This is a genomic window from Streptomyces sp. NPDC058877, from assembly GCF_042742855.1.
Taxonomy (GTDB): domain Bacteria; phylum Actinomycetota; class Actinomycetes; order Streptomycetales; family Streptomycetaceae; genus Streptomyces.
On the sequence record NZ_JBHYMF010000001.1, the window covers coordinates 108,214 to 126,999 of the forward strand.

General features: G+C 69.0%; 17 protein-coding genes and 1 tRNA gene. 4 read left to right on the top strand and 14 right to left on the bottom strand.

Features of this window, described 5'->3' with window-relative positions:
• Nucleotides 1-2: 2 nt before the first annotated feature.
• The 4 genes from ACFW2Y_RS00490 to ACFW2Y_RS00505 all read right to left on the bottom strand — a co-directional run bounded on the left by ACFW2Y_RS00490 (nucleotide 3) and on the right by ACFW2Y_RS00505 (nucleotide 3,020).
• The gene (locus ACFW2Y_RS00490) at nucleotides 3-881 is read right to left on the bottom strand and encodes a radical SAM protein (protein ID WP_384871310.1); all 879 of its coding nucleotides are present in this window, start codon (nucleotides 879-881) and stop codon (nucleotides 3-5) included.
• Nucleotides 878-2,179 (bottom strand): radical SAM protein, encoded by a 1,302-nt coding sequence (locus ACFW2Y_RS00495; RefSeq protein WP_384871312.1) that lies wholly within the window; start codon nucleotides 2,177-2,179, stop codon nucleotides 878-880. The genes ACFW2Y_RS00490 and ACFW2Y_RS00495 overlap by 4 nt, the downstream gene beginning before the upstream one ends.
• Before the next feature lie 4 nt (nucleotides 2,180-2,183).
• The gene (locus ACFW2Y_RS00500; RefSeq protein WP_030025824.1) at nucleotides 2,184-2,543 is read right to left on the bottom strand and encodes a hypothetical protein; all 360 of its coding nucleotides are present in this window, start codon (nucleotides 2,541-2,543) and stop codon (nucleotides 2,184-2,186) included.
• A 213-nt stretch (nucleotides 2,544-2,756) separates the two neighbouring features.
• Nucleotides 2,757-3,020 (bottom strand): hypothetical protein, encoded by a 264-nt coding sequence (locus ACFW2Y_RS00505; protein ID WP_384871315.1) that lies wholly within the window; start codon nucleotides 3,018-3,020, stop codon nucleotides 2,757-2,759.
• A 752-nt stretch (nucleotides 3,021-3,772) separates the two neighbouring features.
• On the opposite strand from ACFW2Y_RS00505, the gene ACFW2Y_RS00510 reads away from it, so the two are divergent.
• Complete coding sequence (locus ACFW2Y_RS00510; RefSeq protein ID WP_384871317.1) at nucleotides 3,773-4,792, top strand: DNA-binding protein; 1,020 nt, start codon at nucleotides 3,773-3,775, stop codon at nucleotides 4,790-4,792.
• Nucleotides 4,793-4,806: 14 nt separating this feature from the next.
• Here the strand turns inward: ACFW2Y_RS00510 and ACFW2Y_RS00515 are convergent, their stop codons facing one another.
• Nucleotides 4,807-5,829, bottom strand: a complete 1,023-nt coding sequence (locus tag ACFW2Y_RS00515) for an NAD-dependent epimerase/dehydratase family protein (protein WP_384871320.1) — start codon at nucleotides 5,827-5,829, stop codon at nucleotides 4,807-4,809.
• Between the two features lie 198 nt (nucleotides 5,830-6,027).
• Here ACFW2Y_RS00515 and serS point away from each other — a divergent pair, with 198 nt between their 5' ends.
• Nucleotides 6,028-7,314, top strand: a complete 1,287-nt coding sequence (serS, locus tag ACFW2Y_RS00520; RefSeq protein ID WP_384871323.1) for a serine--tRNA ligase — start codon at nucleotides 6,028-6,030, stop codon at nucleotides 7,312-7,314.
• A gap of 283 nt (nucleotides 7,315-7,597) precedes the next feature.
• Here the strand turns inward: serS and ACFW2Y_RS00525 are convergent, their stop codons facing one another.
• The 5 genes from ACFW2Y_RS00525 to ACFW2Y_RS00545 all read right to left on the bottom strand — a co-directional run bounded on the left by ACFW2Y_RS00525 (nucleotide 7,598) and on the right by ACFW2Y_RS00545 (nucleotide 13,596).
• Entirely contained in the window at nucleotides 7,598-8,593 is a 996-nt protein-coding gene (locus ACFW2Y_RS00525) for a plasmid replication/partition related protein (protein ID WP_384871326.1), read from the bottom strand.
• A 120-nt stretch (nucleotides 8,594-8,713) separates the two neighbouring features.
• On the bottom strand, nucleotides 8,714-10,414 hold the full coding sequence (locus ACFW2Y_RS00530) for a relaxase/mobilization nuclease domain-containing protein (RefSeq protein ID WP_384871328.1): 1,701 nt from the start codon (nucleotides 10,412-10,414) through the stop codon (nucleotides 8,714-8,716).
• Nucleotides 10,411-10,971, bottom strand: coding sequence for a MobC family plasmid mobilization relaxosome protein (locus ACFW2Y_RS00535; RefSeq protein WP_384871330.1), 561 nt, complete (start codon nucleotides 10,969-10,971; stop codon nucleotides 10,411-10,413). The genes ACFW2Y_RS00530 and ACFW2Y_RS00535 overlap by 4 nt, the downstream gene beginning before the upstream one ends.
• 1,033 nt (nucleotides 10,972-12,004) lie before the next feature.
• On the bottom strand, nucleotides 12,005-12,706 hold the full coding sequence (locus ACFW2Y_RS00540; RefSeq protein WP_384871332.1) for an ATP-binding protein: 702 nt from the start codon (nucleotides 12,704-12,706) through the stop codon (nucleotides 12,005-12,007).
• Nucleotides 12,703-13,596 (bottom strand): hypothetical protein, encoded by an 894-nt coding sequence (locus ACFW2Y_RS00545; protein WP_384871359.1) that lies wholly within the window; start codon nucleotides 13,594-13,596, stop codon nucleotides 12,703-12,705. Before ACFW2Y_RS00545 ends, ACFW2Y_RS00540 begins: the two co-directional genes overlap by 4 nt.
• 324 nt (nucleotides 13,597-13,920) lie before the next feature.
• Between ACFW2Y_RS00545 and ACFW2Y_RS00550 the strand changes: the two genes are divergently transcribed.
• Entirely contained in the window at nucleotides 13,921-14,151 is a 231-nt protein-coding gene (locus ACFW2Y_RS00550; RefSeq protein ID WP_384871362.1) for a helix-turn-helix domain-containing protein, read from the top strand.
• Nucleotides 14,152-14,663: 512 nt separating this feature from the next.
• On the top strand, nucleotides 14,664-16,169 hold the full coding sequence (locus tag ACFW2Y_RS00555) for a LacI family DNA-binding transcriptional regulator (protein WP_384871334.1): 1,506 nt from the start codon (nucleotides 14,664-14,666) through the stop codon (nucleotides 16,167-16,169).
• Nucleotides 16,170-16,213: 44 nt separating this feature from the next.
• Here the strand turns inward: ACFW2Y_RS00555 and ACFW2Y_RS00560 are convergent, their stop codons facing one another.
• From ACFW2Y_RS00560 to ACFW2Y_RS00575, 4 genes are all read right to left on the bottom strand, one after another.
• Nucleotides 16,214-17,278 carry a hypothetical protein gene (locus ACFW2Y_RS00560; protein WP_384871337.1) on the bottom strand — a complete coding sequence of 355 codons (1,065 nt, stop codon included), beginning with the start codon at nucleotides 17,276-17,278 and terminating at the stop codon, nucleotides 16,214-16,216.
• A gap of 238 nt (nucleotides 17,279-17,516) precedes the next feature.
• A tRNA-Pro gene (locus ACFW2Y_RS00565) sits at nucleotides 17,517-17,583 on the bottom strand.
• Nucleotides 17,584-17,733: 150 nt separating this feature from the next.
• Complete coding sequence (locus ACFW2Y_RS00570) at nucleotides 17,734-18,075, bottom strand: hypothetical protein (RefSeq protein ID WP_384871339.1); 342 nt, start codon at nucleotides 18,073-18,075, stop codon at nucleotides 17,734-17,736.
• A gap of 9 nt (nucleotides 18,076-18,084) precedes the next feature.
• Nucleotides 18,085-18,531, bottom strand: a complete 447-nt coding sequence (locus ACFW2Y_RS00575; protein WP_384871342.1) for a hypothetical protein — start codon at nucleotides 18,529-18,531, stop codon at nucleotides 18,085-18,087.
• Between the last annotated feature and the right edge of the window lie 255 nt (nucleotides 18,532-18,786).

The window sequence follows — 18,786 nt, forward strand, 5'->3', positions numbered from 1 at the left end:
GCTCAGGCCGCCGCGCAGGCGTGCGACGCGGGGCGGCAGATGGCGGCGCAGTCGGGTCCGACACGGTCCTTCGACGGCGCTTCGAGGAAGCCCCTGATCTCGGCACGCGGGGCCTGGACGCTGACCCCGTCCGCGCCGTAGGGGCAACGTCGCATCTCGCCTTCGGCGGACATGTAAAGGGTCGCTGACCGGCAGGGATGGCCCTCGTCGTCGGACAGCTGCATCCGACGTAGATCATCGAGGTAGGACCGGTACGCGTTGGACAGACGGAAGCGCCCGGCAAGAGTCGCCGTGTCAGCCTCTCTGAGCTTCACAGAGTCCTGGAGCGATCCGCCGGCCCTGATCAAGCCCTGCTCGTTCAGGAGTACGGGGCTGAGCTGGACCTCAATGCCTGTCCCGGCGACGAGGCCGGCGATCTGCGCTGCCTCCTCCTCCGCCACGTCCAAATAGGTCAAGTGGAGGACCTTCGCGGGAACGTCCACGGCCAGCAGCGTCGCAACGGCGGAGGCCACGGTCCGGGTTGTCCGACCAAGGGCCATCGCGCCCTCGGAATCGGCCGAGACGGTGACGTTGGTCAGAAGGTGCTCGACCTCCGCGAGGGCGGTGACCTCGGCCTCGGCTCGCGCCGAGGTCACCATGGACACCGCCATGCCGAACTGGTGGGCCAAGCGGACGAGCTGCCGGAGCTGGGGGTGATGGGTCGGCTCGCCTCCGGTCAGGCAGACGCCCTCCACCCCGGTCTCCTTCAGCCTGGACAGGGCCCGGGTGTAGGTGTCGATGCTGAGGAAGCCGTGGGCGCGGTCGGCGCGGAAGCAGAAGCCGCAGGCGACCTTGCAGTGGCCGGCCGTCGAGATCAGCGCGGTGCGGGCGGGGGTGCTCATTGGACCCCCGTGTTGTCCCAGACCGCGATGGACACGGTGCTCGTGTAGAAGGCGCACATCTGCGGATCCGGGGTGTCGCCACCGATGAGGGCCTGCTCGTTTCGGGACGGGCCGCCGCAGACGGCCAGTGCCGGGCAGTCGCCACAAGCGGGGATCGGGGCGACCTTCTTCGCCGCGGCGGCCAGCAGGCCGGGCTTCTGGCGGAGCTCGTCGACGGTGTGGAGGAACGAGGGCTCCGTGAAGTTGATGTCACACACGCTGACCCTGTTGCCGGGCAGCAGGGCGGCGTTCAGGCTGCGGTCGCCCTGCATGTGGTCGAACAGCATCGGCCGTCGGGTGTCGAGGGCCTGGAAGGCGCGGTCGAGGACGGAGAAGAGCATCCCGCCCCTGCCGAGCGCGGTCAGGCGTGCCTCGTACAGCTCGCGGGCCAGCTCGGCGCCGTTGACTCGCCACTCACCCCCCGTGGGGATGGGGGTGTTGACGTAGATGAACTTCAGGCCGAGGTCGTCGGTGATCCACCGCACGGTCTCGGCCAGGCGCCCGATGTTCGATGCCGTGGGAGTGAGGTTGCAGCCGACGTGCAGGCCCTTGGCCGCGATCAGGCGCCCGACGTTGCGGCGGATCCGGTCGTCGGCAGGCTGGCCGCCCAGGAGGAGCCGGTTGGCGGAGTTGATCCCAGGCGGGCCATCGATGGAGATCCCGACTCCGTACTCGCGCTGCACGAAGTGGTCGAGGGCCTCGTCCGTGAGCCGGGCGCCGTTGGTGACGACGGTGCGGCGGACGCGTGCGACGCCGTAGCGGGCGGCGAGGGTGTCAGCGAGTTCGTCGCCGTACTTCATGAGGTCGAAGCGGATGGTCGGCTCGCCGCCGAACCACTGGATCGACACTTCCTCCTGGCTGGCGTTCTGCTCGAACAGGAACTCCAGGCCGGTGGCGAGCTCCTCCTCGGTCATGTCCGGCTTGCCGGTGTTGGTGTCGACGAAGCAGTACGTACAGGCCATGTTGCAGCGGTCGGTGAGGACCACCCGTAGCCCGCTGATCCGTTGCGGTGTCGGGTCGAACCCGAGGGCGTTGAGGCGGTTGTGGAGTGCTTCACGGCGGTCGGCGGCGGGGCCGTCCTGGGTGAAGCCGAGCCCGGCGAGGGCTTCATGGGTCGCGGTCGGGGAGACTCCGGCGAGGTCAGCGACCTCGCCGGAGTCGAGAAGCACACTTTCCAGGGTGACCGGGTCGAGGAGGACAGCCTCCCCGGCCCGGTCGTACTGGAAGTACTTCCCCCACAGCAGCAGGGGAGCGGTCACTGGGTCAGGCCGCCGTTTCCTCTTCGGCGATGCCCAGCTCGGCCATCACGGCGCGGACCTGCTCCTCGGCGCCGGCCTGGAGCTGGGCCGAGGCCGCGGGGCTGCCGCCGTCGGAGAGGACGATGACGCCGGGCAGCGTCGGGTTCGGCACGATGACCGTGAGGCCGGCGGGCTCGGTGCTGATGACCATGATCGCGTCGTTGAGCTCGACCCAGTCGGTGCGGTCCTTGAGCGCGTCGAGGATGCGGCCCTGCTTCTCGCGGAAGGAGGCGCGCTCGCCCATCCACACACCCGCCTTGGACTTGGAGTCCACGACGTCCGCGTAGATCAGGTGGTTCTGCTTCTCTTTCCTGGGTGTCGGCATGCCGATCTCCTTGATGGAAGGGTGACTGCCCGGGTTGGGCAGCTCTGATCCGCTCTGCTTGCCGCCGGTCGGAGTGCCGACTGCACTCCGACCGGATTCTTGCTCGGCGCCCAGGGGGCGCCGTTTCCCACGCGTGGTCGTCTGGTTGACCGACAACGGGTGGGAAGTCTGCTCAGCTCCGGGTGCCGTTGCCCCGTGCCGACTGGAAGGTGATCACCGGGGGTCTGCCGCCACGTTCGAAGCGATCGGGCGCAGAGGCTGGAGCGAACCGGGATCAGCCGTCCACTCGCGACCCGAGTCGTCCATCGGACGCATGTGCGCCACCCTCTTGACCACCTTGTCGGTGGTCTTCGAGGTGTAGACCAGCACGACGCCGACGGTTCCGCGCCGCCCGCTGGAGGGCTGGGCGACCTCTCTGCCGAGGAGCCGGTGCTCAGGGTCGTCCGCCACCCAGAGATTCGCGTCGTTGGCCGTCATCACTGAGCACCCCCGAGGCCGAGGAAGGCGTCGAACTGAGCAGAGCTCCAGTCGGCGGGATCGCCGTGCTCGGTTCGGAACGCTTCCGCTGCCTGCGGCAGTCGTCGCCTCTCCAGCGGCAGACCAGCGTCTGTCTCCGCGTAAGGGGCGACGACCGCCTCGTAATTCGGAGTGGTCGCGCCGGGGGTTCGGCGGGGAAGCCGGGGGCTGCTCACGGTCCGTTCCCTTCGCTGGGCTGTTTGGGTGGCGTAAGCGTCGCTCCGGTGCGGGTGTCACGGCCATGACGCGGCGGATGTCATCTGGTGCCCACTTGGGTGTGTGGGGTGTCATGGAGGTGGCATCGGCATGTCATGTGCGCGGATTCCATTGCAGATCAAGCCTGTTGGCCGGTAGTCAACGGATAGGGACGGGGCGATGTGGCCCGTCTCCTGACTTTGAGGGAGCGACCGATGCAAGACCCGGCCACGCTGCTGCGGGTATTAGTCCAGCAACGACGCTGGCGGTACCGGGACTTCGCAACCGCCTTCGTGCGGGCGGCCTCACAGACCGGCTTACCGGGGCTGTCGGTATCGGAGGCGCAGTTCCGGCGGTGGACGTCGGGTCGGATCAAGACCCTGCCGGGACCGGACACGTGCCGGGTGCTTGAGCACCTGTTCGGGGTGGAGGCCGTAGTGCTCTTCGGTTCTCCTCCCGCGCCCTCTCCGACGGTGTCGGGGGCTCCTGCTGTGTACGACCTCGAAGGTGATATTGCTATGACCGCACGTGACGCCGCAGATGAGGCGGGTGCTGCCGCCGCGCAGTGCGTATCCGACACCACTATCGACCAGCTTCGCGACGATGCTCTTGCCCTCGCCCGCTCCTACGGAGCGGTGAACGCGTTCGACATCTTCCGCCGGGCCAGGGTGCTTCGCACGGAAGCGGAGCACCAGCGGGGGCTCACGCAGGTGCCCGCCCAGCAACAGGACCTGCTGATCGTGGCGGGGCAGGCGTGCGCGCTGCTGTCGACCGCCGCATTCGACCTCGGCTCACTGGACGACTCGGCTCGCCTTGCTCGGTCGGCAGCCCTGTACGGGGAGATGGCTCGGTTCGATCCGCTGCGCGCCTACGCGACCGGGTCCTTGGCGATCTGCGCCTACTTCACGGGGCGCCCCTCAGAGGCGGTACGGCAGGCCCGGACAGCGCTGGCCTACGCCGGATTGGGGGACACGGCTCGCCGTCGGCTGCTGTCCATCGAGGCACGCGCCCACGGACACCTCGGAGACCACGAGCGGGCGACTCGGGCGCTCGTCGCATCGACCCACCAGGATCGCGGGGAGCGCGACGAGCTGCACGACGGTGTGGGCGGCGAGTTCGGGTTCGGCGAGGAGCGGCTGTTGATGTCCAACGGCACGACGGCCCTGCTCGTTGGCGACGGGGCAGGCGCCGAGGCCACCGCGCAGCGGGCGCTGGATCTCGTCTCGTCCCGGCCGCCGGCCCGGCAGTCGGTGTCGGTACGCGGGAAAGCCGCGGCTGACCTCGCCGCCGCGCAGCTCCTGCGGGGCGACCTGGACGCGGCGACCGTGACGCTGGAGACGGTCTGGGCGATTCCCGAGGACCAACGCGTGGCGGGGCTGCTGGAGCGCACCGGGACCTTGAGGCGGGCGCTGACCGCCCCCGCGTTCAGGGGGGCGGGCGCGGCGATCACGCTGGGCGAGCGGATCGAGGAGTTCGGCCGCCGCTCAGCGCCGAGGCAGCTGGGTACGGGGCGAGGACTGCTCGCCATCGATTCCTGATCCGCTCGCCCCTTCTACGCATGGTCGAGGGCAGCGAGGATCCGGGCCTCCTTGTCCGGGGCCACGCCGTGTTCGGACCACCTTGGGTGGTCGACGGGTCGTCCGTCCGCCCGCATCCACGCCCAGGTGTCGGCGATGGTGTCCGCGAGCGGGCGGCACCGGAGCCCGGCTGCTGAGGCACGGGAGGCGTCGACGGACCACACGCCGGCATGGGTACGCCACAGCGGAAGCTCCGTCCACTGCTTGACGTCGTGCGCTGTGAGGGTCGCAGCGTCGGTCCACACCGGATGGCCGACGCCGCCCGTGATCGCGAGGCATGCGCTGATGAATTCCGCCCAGCTGATGCCCTTGGGGTGGGCGATGTTGAAGGCCCGCCCTGGGGTATCAGCTGTGGCCTGATCGACGGCGAAGGCGGCGACGTCGCGCACGTCGACGGGCTGAATGCGCTGCTCGCCCGGAGCCGGCACAACGATCGGGCCGCCGCGATGGGCTCTGGTGAGCCACCACGGGAGTCGGCCGACGTACTCGCCGGGGCCCAGGATCACTCCCGGCCGCACGAACACCGAGTCGTCCCCGAACGCGGTCCGAACCGCGGCCTCTCCGCCGGCCTTCTGGAATCCGTACTTCGTCGGGCTGCCATCGGGGCCGGTGTGGCCGAACGACTCGTCGGCGTCCGGTGGGCACTCCAGCAGCGGGGAATCCTCAGTGAGCGGGTGGTGGGGCCAGCCCTGGTAAACGGACACCGTGGAGACGTGTACCCACCGAGCGGCAACCGGGCGCAGGGCCTCGGTGGCGAGGAGCACATCACGAGGCGAGAACTCGCTGCTGGAGGTGTCGATGACGGCATCCCACGGCCCTTGGTTGGCCAGCCGCTTCACGTCGTCGGGGTCAGTCCGGTCACCGCGGACCGTGTCGGCGCCCTCAACCGCACCGGAGCGGCCGCGGTTGAAGGCGGTCACCTCCCAGCCGCGTCGCAAAGCTTCGTCAACAACCGCGCGGCCGAGGAACCAGGTGCCGCCCATCACCAAAATCCGCATGGGGTCGACCCTGTCACGAAGCACCGGGCGGGCACCATCCCGGCCCTGATCGAGGCTGGCGGGATCTGGACAGTACGTGGGCCCGGTAGCGCTGCGCCGTAGAGATCACACGGCGATATTCCGGATCCGCGAGTGGTCGCTGTTGCTACCGTCGCTCTGGAATCCCCATCCCACTCGCTGGATAAAAAGGATCCCCTCATGCATGACGCCCGCGCCCTGATCGACATGGGTGCCGAAGCTGTTCGTCGGCTCGCTCGCCGCGGTTACTCCCTGGACCTGTCCCGGCTGGAAGACCTCCAGTCCCGGCGCAACCAGAGCATCCGCTCAGCCGACGAGCTGCGGGCGGAGGCCAAGCGGGTGGCGAGCGAGGTCCAGCAGACGGCCAAGCAGGGCGGGGACATCTCCAAGCTGAAGGAGCGTGCCCGCGAGCTGAAGGACCAGATCCGAGACATCGACGCCGAGCAGGAGCAAGTGCAGGAGGAGCTGACCGATCTGCTCCTGACCATCCCGAACCTGCCGGACGATGCGGCCCCGGACGGCGACTCCGAGGAGTTCGCGGTGGAGGTCCGCCGCGTCGGCACCCCGCCGGTCTTCTCCCTCGAGCCGAAGGACCACGTCGACCTCGGCGAGAGCACCGGCATCCTCGACTTCGCCCGAGCGACGAAGCTCTCGGGCCCACGGTTCGTCGTCTCCCGTGGGGCAGGCGCCGCCCTGGAGCGCGCCCTGGCGACGCTGTTTCTCGACATCCATACCCGTCAGCACGGGTACGTCGAGCACGCGGTCCCGTACCTGGTCAGCCGCAAGACGATGACCGGCACCGGCCAGCTGCCGAAGTTCGAGGAGGACCTGTTCAAGACGGGTGTCGCAGACCGCGAGCTGTTCCTCATCCCGACGGCCGAGGTGCCGCTGACCAACCTCTACGCGGACGAGATCATCCCGCCGGCCGACCTGCCGCTGGCTCTGACCGCGCACACGCCGTGCTTCCGGTCCGAGGCAGGCTCGTATGGGCGTGACAGCCGGGGCCTGATCCGCCAGCACCAGTTCGCCAAGGTCGAGATCGTCCAGATGGTCGACCCGGCGGACGCGGACGCCACGCTGGAGACGATGGTCGGCCACGCCGAGGCATGCCTGAAGGAGCTCGGCCTCGCGTACCGCGTAGTCAAGCTGGCCGCTGGCGACACGGGCTTCTCCGCCCAGCTCACGTACGACATCGAGGTCTGGATGCCGAGCCAGAACACCTACCGGGAGATCTCCTCGGTCTCGAACTTCGGCACCTTCCAGGCCCGCCGCGCCAACATCCGCACCCGCGGCGAGGACGGCAAGCCCAAGCTCGTCGCCACCCTCAACGGCTCCGGCCTGCCCATCGGCCGCACCCTGGCTGCGCTCCTTGAGCAGTGCCAGCAGCAGGACGGCTCGATCGTCCTGCCCGAATCCCTCTTCCCGTACCTCGGTTTCCGCCGCATCTCGGCGGACGGAACACCGTAGGCATAGCGTGTACCGGGCTCTGCTCGGCGAGCTCCGAGTTCCATGGCCGCCGGTTATCCGCCTCATCGAGGGTGAGCCGCGCCGGTAGGCGCAAGCCTCTGGGGGCCAGTGCGTTTCCGCGCCGGCCCCCAGAAGGGCGTCATGAGGTCGGGCTATGGGGCGATGGGATGAGGACGCGACTCCGGAGGTGCCGACCATCCATCTCGAAGGACCTGGTGAGGTGTGGGGCGGACGTGGCCCACCTGCTGAATGATCTTCCGTTGCCGGGTCTCACGGGTAGGGCTCAGGGGAGGTCACGCTCCCGCCATACAGCGTCCATTTCGGTCAGCGCAGTCATCGCGTGGGCGATGGTCTCGCGGGTGACGGGGCGGCCCGGAGCCTGGTACTGGGGGTCGTACCTGGCAAAGGTTCTGGTGCCCCGCGTCTGTGCCAGAGACGTCACGACATCGCACAGGAGATAGGTCGCGACCCTGCGCTGCCTTGCGTCTTCCTTGATGCGAGCCTGGTGCTTATTCCATGCCTGAAGCGCGGTGAGTTCGCCCATGATGACCAAGTCCGCGAGATCAGGTGCCTCGGCGCGCAGGCGGGCCAGGTGCTCCTGGCTGGCTTGTGCCCGGACCTTGTTAGTGAGTGCGATCTCATGGGCCTTGTCCAGACTGACAGTACGCGTGATGACCGGCTCAACGAGCTCGGGCTCGTGTCGTATGACCATGTCGGCCAGCTCCAGGCGGCCAGTGGAGACACCGGTCGTCTCACTGAGGGAGCGCATCGCCTCCTCTGGGGAGAGGTGCTCGTTCGCCGTGGTGCCGGCTTGAGTCTTGGTAGCGATCATCGCGGCCTGTCCCGTGGTCAGTTTGCGCTGGCGGATGTTGACGGACAGGGCGTATCCGTCGGGATCGTCGCCTTCGTACGTGGTGAAGCGGGGTTCGACTCCGAGAGCCTTGCAGACGGCGAGTCGGTGGCGGCCATCGAGGATGGTCCCATCGGGGCCGAGGACGATCTCGTGACGCAAGCCGTGGGTCCTAACCGACTCGGTCAGCTCGTGGAGCTCCTCGTCGGTGAGCGGCGGGAACATGGCAGTGATGGGGTGGAACTTCAGGGTGGTGCTCCTTGTGGTGTGGGTGCGCCGACAGCACCGCGCGATGCTGTGCGGCTTGGTGGGGTTGGGCGCGTGCCCGGACACGTAAATGATCTGGAAAATCGCCGGTTTGGCTAACCGGCGATCGTCGGCTATATATGTCGGCCCTCTCGCGGCGATCGCCTGCGGATCCGCCTGCACGCCTCGGCCGGAGAACGGCCAAGGTGGCGGCCGGCCACATGAGAGCACAGCCGTGGTGGGCTGCGGGGGCAGACGTGTCTTGCTGGGCGCAGCGCGGGTGCCGATGGCGAGATTTCAGGGTCAGCGTCGTGGGCGGATGGGCCGGACTCCGGGCACTGCTGGCGGCTGTGCGTCGGTGGCCTGCCAGCCGACTACCGACGCCGTGGTGCGGAGGCGGGCGGCTTCGGCGCGGGGGTTGGGGCTGGGGTTGCGGCTGGTGTGCTCGATGCGGGTGATCAGGACGCGGGCGGGCTGACGGGCTGTGCCCAGTTCGCGCTGGGCTGCGGCCTCCTTCAGGAGCTGGTGGGGTTGGTGGCCTCGGGCCTCCGCGTCAGCCAGGAGAGTGGCAAGGGCAGGCCAGCTGGGGTCGGTGAGGATGCGGTCGGCGTGGTCGGGGACGGCGGCGCGTACATCGTGGGCGAAGGTACGGCGGGCTTCCTCACTCGGTTGATGCTGATCGAGGATGACGAGCGTGGGGGTGAACGCCTGGTCGGCGGCTGTCTGTAGGTGGTAAAGGGCTTCGCGGGCGGCGTCGGCCTGGTGGGCGTGGCCCTTGGCCTCATGCCAGCGGTTGGCGATGACCCCGGCCCACAGGAGGGCAGCGATGAGGGCGGCGAGGGCGCTGCCGTCGGGGCCGGTGGTGGTGTGGACGATGTCCCGGGCCGCGTTTCGGATGGCGTGGGCGGCACGGTCTTCCGCACGAATCTGGGAGCGCTGGGCGCGTATGAACGCCTTCGATGCGGCCTGGAGTTCGGCGCGGAGCGGGGTGGGGGCTTTCTGGGCGGTGGCTTCGAGGAGCTCACCGAGGGCCGTGATGTGGGCCTGGGCGTGGGCATCGTCGTTCATGCCGGTGTGAAGGGTGTCGAGGGCGTCGGCGGCCTGGTGCCAGGCGGTGGTCGGGCGGTTGCGGCGTGCGGTCGGGTGTTCCTCCGGCGCGGTCGTCTCCAGGCGGGCCCTGAGCTTGGGGAGGGTGAGGTCGGGGGCGATCTTCCCGCCCGGGTGGAAGATCTGTTCGCCGTCCTTGTTGATGTCGCCGGGGCGGCCGACGGCGTAGCCGAGGAGGTCTCCGGACGGTCCGCGGCGGGGCTTGACCGCGATGCCGTCCGCTTCGAGGTAGGCGAGGAGTTCCTCGGCGTTGCTGGCGTGGGGGATGGCGGCGCGGATGCGGTCCTGGAGCCAGTCACGGCTGGTCTGCTCCCAACCGAGACGTTCGGCCTTGTGCATCTCGGCCTGGGTGGGTCGGCGTCCGGCGGTGCGGTCGCCCTTCTTCAGTTGGCGCAGGCCGTAGTCGGTCTCGATCTGGCGGCAGGCGTCGCCGACGCGGATGCCGCTGTCGTGGAGCTTGGGGCGGCGGCCGTCTTCGCGGACGGTGGTGGCGAGGATGTGGATGTGGTCGTCGGCGTGGCGTACGGCGATCCACCGGCACGCCAGGTCGTCGTCGGGCGGGGCGATGCCGGCGGCTTCGACGATCCGCTGGGCGATGTCGGCCCACTCCGTGTCGGAGAGGTGGCGGTCTTCGGGGGCGGTGCGGACGGGGCAGTGCCAGACGTGGTCGGTGACGTTCTTGCCGAACTCGCTGTTGCGAAGATGGACGGGTTCGTCGAGGTGGCGGGCGAGCTGGGTGAGGGTGGCGTCCGAGTCGCGGCCGGGGTCGGGCATGCCGAGCATGGCGAAGCCGGCGACGATGTGCGGGTCGGTGTGCTCGTCGTGGCGGCCGGGGCCGTAGAGGTAGGCGAGCAGGCCACGGGTGTTGGACCCGGCCGGTTTGATGGCGGCGATCACGCGGCCAGGTCCTTCCCGGTGTCGGTCGGTTCGCGCAGGGCCTCGGCGGTCAGTTCCAGCAGGCGGTGGAGCTCGTCGAGACGGTGGCGGATGTCGGGTGGGGTGAGGTCGCTGTTCAGCGCGCGAGCGATCTGGTTGACGTTGACGCCGATGCGGTTGAGCTCGCGCAGCACCTGGGCTCGGAACATGTGGGTACGGCGGCGGTCCTCGGACAGCGGCAGGTTCGCGGTGAACCTGCCGGTGATGAAGGCGAGGACGATGTCGGCGGCGAAGCCGGATTCCCCCTTGTAGCCATGTTGGGCGGCGGCCTCCTGGAGCTGGTTGTGCTCGTCGCCGGTGAACCGCAGCGGGCCGACACGGACGGTCCGCTTGGTGCCGGTGAAGCGGCGGATCGCCGGCTGCACGCTCTGCACCGCTCGCGCGGCGACCGTCGGTTCGGTGGCGAGTGTGGGGCGGAGGAGCTGCTGCTGGACGGCGTGGAGCTCGTCCGGGTCGGGGCCGCCCTCGGTCCCGACCTCCCGGTCCGGCGCCCCCTGGCGTCGGGCCGTCTCCGCCACCCCCGGGGCGGAGATCCCCGAAGACCGGCCTTGAGTCGGACTCGGGGTACTACTGGCTCCGCCCGGGGCAGGGGTGGTCACCTCCCGCTGCACGAAAGGAGCTTCGTGATGAGGGCCGTGCATGACTGGTATCCGTGTCCTTCGTAGTTGTGTGGATGGCTGGTGAGGGCATGTGCGCGGCGGGGACGCGTGGATGGATTGGGTACCCGCGGGCCCGCCAGCGGCTGTGCAGGACGCCGTGGTCGGCTTCTATTCCTGACCGCCTGGTCCCCGGTCCTGGTCCCCGGTCCCCGGTCCTGGTCCCCGGTCCCCGGTCCCGGTCCTGGTCCCCGGTCCCCGGTCCCCGGTCCCCGGTCCCCGGTCCCCGGTCCCCGGTCCCCGGTCCCGGTCCTGGTCCCCGGTCCCCGGGGCGGTCCCCAGGTCGGTCCCGGTCTCGGTCCCGGGTCGGTCCCCGGTCCTGGTCCCGGGACCGGTGGCCCTGTTTTGGTGGTTCCTTGGTCCGTCGGGGATGGAGCGGGGTCGGTCCCCGGTGTGCGTAATCCCCGGGGACTGGCTCTGCCTGTTGCAGGGGGACGGGCGGGGGTCGACCGGTCTTATGGCGCGCTGAGCAGGGGTTTCGTAGCTGTGGCGGTGGGTTGTAGTCCGGTCCCGTCGATCGCTGGTGCAGGTCCTCACGGTCCCCGGTCCCGTTTTGCCGCGGCCTTTGGCTGGAGCTCGGTCCCCACGCGTGTCGGGGACCGGTCCCCGCGGTGGGGACCGGGGGACCGGGGGACCGACGGACCGTCAAGGGGACGGTCCCCGCGTCGGCGGGTTCGGTCCCCGTTTACGGATCCGCTTGCGCTGTTGGGATTCCCGCAGGCCGGGGACCGGGACCGGGGACCGTGCGGGGGTTCCGGTGACCCGGGTACCGGGATGGGCGGTCATGGCATTGGGGCTCTCAGGGGTCGGCCGTGCCGTGGGCTGGGCCGGGGCCGGGGCCGGGGTGCGGTGGCCCGGGAGAGGGCGAGGAGAGTGAGCTGGGTGGCCTGGGAGGTCAGGCCGCGGCGTGTCTGGTGCGTCTGCGGTCGGGGCCGTCGAGGATGACGCGTTCGGTCATCTCGGCGAGGCGGGAGGCGACGCGGTCGCCGAGGGCGGTGCGGAGGTCGGCGGTGGGGAGGTTGGTGGTGATCAGAGTGGGGCGCAGGTGCTCGTACCGGTGGTTGATCAGCCGGTAGGTGAGCTCCTCGGTCCACTCGCTGTTCTTGGCCGCTCCGAGGTCGTCCAGGAGCAGCAGCGGGCACTTGGCCAGGGCCTGTAGCTCGCGCTCGCTGTCGAAGCCGGAGCGTGGACGCAGGCGGGCGTACAGGTCGGCGGCGGTGACGGCCTCCCAGCGCAGGCGCACGCCGGCGGCGAGGAGGGCGCGGATGGCGCCGTACGCCTGGTGGGTCTTGCCGGTGCCGGTGGGGCCGGCGATCAGCAGGGAGGCGCCCTCCGCGATTCCTGGTGCGCCTGCCGGTCCGGGGCGGCCGGCGCGGGCGATCTCGTCCACCCAGGCGGTGATGTGGGGGTGGTCGGTCAGGGCGCGCCGGTAGCGGGCGGGGATGCGGGCGTCGGCCAGCTCCAGTGCGGTGACGGGCTCCGGCGGCGGCTCGTGCGTGGTGGTGGCGGGGCCGATGCCCCGCTGGGTCAGGATGGCGCCGAGGCGGTCGGCGATCCGGCCGACCTGGTGCGGGTCGCGGGTGAGGGTGGCGGTCACAGGTCACCTCCGTAGGCGGCGTTGACGTCGGCGGGGTTGGTCCACGACCGGTGGGCGGCGGAGGGCGCGGGCGTGGCGGCGTTCATGGCCTCGTGCACCAGGCTGGGCAGGGTGCTCGCGTGCAGGCCCTTGGCCCGGTGGCGTGCGAGACCCGCCCGTACGTGGACGGGGTCGATGCCCTCGTCGAGGAGCTTGCGCACCTGCGTGCCGAGCTGGCCGAGGACGTCCCGGGGCGGTCGGTATGTGCACGCGGCGGTGTACTCGCCGATGAGGTCCTTCGCCGAGACCGTCTGGGGCGCGGGGGCGCTCGCGCCCCCCAACGGGGTAGTTCCTAGATCCCTGTTCCTAGGTCCTAGATCCGGACCGGGAGGGCTCACCGCGGGCTCCGTGAGCCCTCCCCGAGTCTGCGGTGACGGCTCACGGAATCCGTCCTGACCTGCGGATTCGTCGTTCACGGATATCTCCGTGAGTCCTCCCGGCCGGGTCACGGAGGGCTGTGTGACCGCTCCGGGCACCTGCGGTGAGGGCTCACGCGGAACCCCGAGGTCGTGGTGCGGGCACGGCGGATTGCGCACGCCGCTGGGGCGGTTGATCTTCTGGTGCTGGGCGAAGGTGACGATGTGCAGGTACCGCTTGCCGTCGCCGCCCTCGTAGCGGCAGACCAGCCCGGCCCCGTCGAGCTGGGTCAGGTCGTCCTCGACCTCCACCGGCCCGTGCTCGCGGCGCAGCGACCACAGCAGGCCGGCGATGACCGCGGCCTGATCACGCAGACGGCCCTGGTCGTCGGCCTGGGTGAGCAGCCCGAAGAAGGTGCGCTCGGCGGACAGCGACACGGACGCGAGGGACTCCGACGCGAACGCCTCGGGCTTGATGGTGCGGATACGGGCGATGTCGATCGACCACCATTCGAAATCAGGGAAGAGGGGCAGCGAATCCGGCGGAGCCGGGGTGCGTGGACAACACAGCCACACCCGGTGCGCGAAAGTCCAGACTTGATTCTGAAACCACACACAAGTCGTCTCGCCCGCGGTCCGGTGACTGTAGACCCAAAACCCCGGTTGACGAAATCACCGCCAGAAATCATGGTGTGATCCGCATCGCTCACGGCAGACAGGAAAGCCCTTCCGAAAGGGCCGGCGCGCAAGCTACAACACCATCCATGCCGCCACGCCCCCTTCGAAATCGGACCCGCCGGACGAGCCGCCGCCCACGCCATCGAACGCACCCGCACCGCCCGCGGCTACTCCCAGCGCCAGCTCGCCGCCCGCGTCACCGCCCTCGGCCGGCCCATGACGTTCACCGCGCTCTCCCGCATCGAACGCACCGTCCGCCGCTGCGACATCGACGACCTCGTCACCATCGCCGCCGCCCTCGGGGTGCCGCCGCAGGCCCTCCTCGTCGGCCTTCGCACGCACCCGGAGCCGGTCGGAGCGGGCGCAACATAGCCGACGATCGCCGGTTAGCCTAACCGGCGATTCTCCGCATAATTTTCCTGTCACCGAACTTGCCCACCTGTCTGTCTGTATGGGGACCTCTCCGTCGAGGGTCCAGATTGGAAATTCTCCCGTTGACCGCTCCTCGAATATCCCCCGAACTTCCCCGACTCCATACCGCCCGAGAAGTTGCCGAAGCCCTTGGCTGTTCCGTCTGGTGGGTCAAAGAGCGTGCCCGGCGCCGCCTTGTTCCCTTCACCTACCTGGGCGGGGCCTATCGATTCACCGCAGAACATGTGGCGGAAATCGTGAGGCTTCACGAGGAATTCCCCGGACGCGCCCCGCAACGACCTGCCCCGCCCACCCCTAGGCCGTCCCACCGCGAGCCCCGCGCCAGCTCGCCCGGGCCCGCACTCACCGCTCGCCCCCCGCGCCGTCTGCTCAAGGCCCAGCCCCAGCCTCAATCGCAGATCCAGTACGACATCACTGCTTAGACAGCCTCAGCGACAGAAGGGAGGGAACACTTGGGGTACGCGGAGAAGCGCGCCACCTACTGGCGAAGCCGGTACAAGCTCGCCGACGGCAAGTACGGCACCGTCTCCGACCCGACGGGTGCCGTGGTCAAGTTCGCCACGAAGCGGGAGGCCAAGCAGGCGGCGGACGCCGAAGAGGTTGCCCTCCGCCGTGGCGAGTGGCGGGATCCCGCAGCAGGCCAGGAGACCTTCGGCGAGTACGCCAGCCGCTGGTACGCCGTCCAGGACCTCGCCGCGTCCACGATGCAGAACTACCGCCGCCACATCGAGGAGCACCTCCTTCCCACCTTCGCGGACAAGTCCCTTGCCGGCATCCTCCGCTCGGACGTGGAGCGCTGGGAGAAGGAGGAGAAGGCCGTGTACGCGGCCTCCAGCGTGAAGACCTGGCGCTCGACCCTCCACCTCATCCTTGAGGACGCGATCGACGAGGGCTTGATCACGTCCAACCCGGCCGCTCGGCGGCGCGGACGCGGCAAGCGTGCCGGTCGTTCCCGCGACCGCGGCCCCGAGAAGGTCATCACCGACCCGCTCGGCGCCCTGCTGATAGCCGAGCGAGCGGCCCTTCTCTCCGGGCGGGACGACGAGTTCGTGGCCGTGACGCTCAAGGCGTACACCGGCATGCGGTGGGGCGAGATCGTCGGCCTGGAGACCGAGTACGCGCGCCCCGGCACCGTCCGCGTCGAATGGCAGCTGTACGAGCTCGACTCCGGCGAACTGGTGCGCGTACCGCCGAAGGACGACAGCTACCGCACCATCGACGCCACGGACTGGCTCTCCGCCCTCGTCGCCGACCACATCGCCCGTACGAAGCCGACCCCATGCCCCTGCCACGGCAAGACCTACGTCTTCCGAGGCCAGGGCGCCGCCCGCACCAGCGGACACGGCGGCGCGAAGCTCACCGACGTCGCCCGCCGCGCGGGCGTGTCCACCGGCACGGTCTCCAACGTGCTCAACCACCCCGAGCGCGTACGGGCGGAGACACGCGCACGTGTCGAACTCGCCGTCGCCGAGCTCGGCTTCGTACGCAACGCGGCCCCGTCCCACGAGGCCGCCCACTGGCGCCGCAACGGCTTCGCCACCTGGCTCTTCCAACCCGCCGCCACCGGCTGGTACCCGAAGAAGGCACCCCAGGAGCCGCGCCCCGTCCCCCTCCTCGGCGACCCCTGGCCCGGAGTCCCCGCCCGCGGCCGTGGCGCGAGCCACCGGGCCGACGCCTGCTGGCTACCCGTCGCCAAGGGCCTCACCCCACACGGCCTGCGCCACACCCACCGCACCCTCATGGAGGACCTCGGCACGGAGAAGGTCCTCATGGACGAGCGCATGGGCCACCTCGACGGCTCGATCTCGGCCCGCTACGCCCACGTGACCCCGGGCATGCGCCGCCGCCTCCTCGCCGGCCTGACCGAACAGTGGCTGGCTGCCCTCGACGCCCGCCGCGCGATGTCCCCCCGGTCGCCCGTGCGAGTGTTGGACCGGCTGCTCACACTCACGGTGTAGGCGCGTTCTCAGGGAAGCGGCCTCCCTGAGAACGGGTGGCGAAGTCAGCCGCCGAAGGCCGTCTGGTAAGCGCTCTGGCCCGCCTGTACGAGCATGGCCAGTCCGGGAGTCACCGTGCCGATGGCCGAAAGTGCCGTCTGCAGTCGCTCGTACGCGGCCCGGACCCGGCCTGGCTCGGGCTGGTCGGCGGTGGCGGCCTCTTCCAGCACCTCGGCGTCCGTGATGATCTGGTCCCGCTGGTCGTCGGCCGCGCCCAGGGTCGGCGCGAACTGCCTGACCATCTGAGCGAACTCCACAAGCTTGGACGCGTCCAGGCCGATGTGGTTGTTCTGGACGACGTGCTGCTGAGAGCCGACGACCAAGCCCTGTGAGTTGGTGATGTTGTAGGTGTCACCGCCGTTCGGCTGACGGCTCAGGTAGTCGTTCACGCTTCCTCCGACGAGTACGCAACGGGTGCCGGCCGCCGTGATCTGGACCGCGGCACCATCGTCAGCGGGGTGGATCAGCACGAGGCCGTTGTCGGACAGGTAGTTGAGGGCACTGAGGACTTCGTCCTCTGTCAGGAGGGCTCCAGCGAAGCTGCACTGAGGATCCTCCCTGTAGGACATGGCCGCGACTGCCGAGTCACGCCCACCCGTACGCAGGACCCAAGCGAGCAGCACATCGCAGGCGTGCCGGAAACGGGCCACCGCGTCAGTACGCAGGCCGAGCAGCCGCCGGGCCTCCAGCACACCGTCGTCGGTGGGAGACACCTTCGAGCTGGTGCCGCCGAGATGCTCCTCGACCCGCACGAGCCCGAGCTTCCTCAGCCGGAGCGCCATCTCGGCGGTCTCACCCACCGGAAGTCCCTCGTGTTCGAGGAAGTCGGCCACGTCGAAGAAGCCGCCGGGATTCCGGCGGGATGCGTCGTACAGCCAGACCAGGACCCGGGACAGGTACGGATCGCTCTCGATCCCGCTCGCACTGGACAGGGCCAGGGTCCCGAGATCCGGCGTCTCGACCGTGACGGGCACGCGCACAGGATGCTTGCGGTTCGCCCGCTCGAACTCCTTGGCGATCTCTCGCTGCATCTTCTCGATGCCACGCCTGTTGATCTTGAATCCGGCCAACTTCGAGCCTCCTGGGGACGCTGATCCTCTCAAGGCTAGACAGCGCCACTGACAGTCCCGGCTTCGCGAACGCGCACGCCCTCGGTTTGGGCGTCACCCGCTTCGCTCCTCGCCGCCCGGCCGACGCTGGGAGACCCCGACCAAGATCGTCTCCCAGATTTCTCCCAAACGATCTACAAAGCCAGTCAGGGGCCTGATTCGATCTCTCGAATCAGGCCCCTGACCTGGTCTTACTCTGTCGGGGTGGCGGGATTTGAACCCACGACCTCTTCGTCCCGAACGAAGTTCGGTCCCGATCTCGACCGGCTGGTTTGCCGTTTTGCCTGGTCGCAGCGTTGGTGCTCGGTGGGCTCGGGCAGTGTCGCGGGGGCTTGAGGTCGGCTCCCAGACGGCTCCCCAGGCAAGCCAGTGTCTGCTGGACGGGCGACCCGTCCTTCACCTTGAGGTCGGAAGATCTATCCGATGCGGCGAGGCGGCACGGGCATGTTGGGCTCGGTTTTCCGTGTGTGCCACCATTCGACGATATTCGTCTTCGTCATCAAGGCGAACCAGGAGTGCGCTTCTGGCGTTTCGTTCTGCCGTGCGGCGGCAGCATCGAATTCAGAGAACTCTAGGCTGATGAGCCATTGCTCGCTACGTCCGCGCGCCGGAGTGATGTCCACGGTTGCGGAAAGAGTAAGTTCGCTGCCTTCGCGCGAGAACGTGACGTTTGACAACGTGAAAGCGGGATCCCCTGGACCTCCGAATGGCTTTTCCAATTCCATTTGAAGGCCCGGGGGGATGCTCACTTGCTCCATGCTTGGAGTTTAACAGGCGGCTGCGGTCGCCTGAGGAGCGATGGATGAAATGTGGCCAGCCTGGTAGTAGGCGGTGATGATGCCCTGTGGCCTGACTCCGGTACCGCCGAGGGCCCCGTCGTTGTAGACGACCTTGAACGTCACGGGCGGACACTGTGCCAGGTTCGTGTAATAGAACCCAAAGCTCTGCTTGCCTCGAGCCACCGTGTTGGCGATCTGGCTGTCGTTGAAGCCGTGCTTGGGGACCAGGTGCCGGTATCCCCAGGTCGACGTTCCGCAACGCAGGGGGAGGTTGACGAATCCCCTGGTGTAGTTCTTTACGATGTAATTTTCAGACTTCCCGGCGCAAGGGTCCGCTGTGGCGGCGGCGTTTGCAGGAGCTGATGTTATCGCGAGCGCTGAGGCTGTGATCGCGAGTGCGCTTCCGATTGTTGCAATTCGTTTCGTGAACTTCACGATTCCCCCTGTGGTCAAGGCTTGCGGTCGCCATAGACGCTACGAGGCGGTGAGGTGAATATGTCAGGAAGCCTGGCCGGACTGGCCGATAGTTCCCTGCGATTGGCTTAAATTCGGCCGTTGGAATTCGCTCATGCATGCTCTGGTGCTCGTAGCTCAGTGAGGTTTTCTCAGCGGTGATCACTTCCAGATTCCGTTGAGGACGAGGGCGGCTCGGGCGATGTCTCCGATCCGGCTGGGGCTGAGCGTGACGTG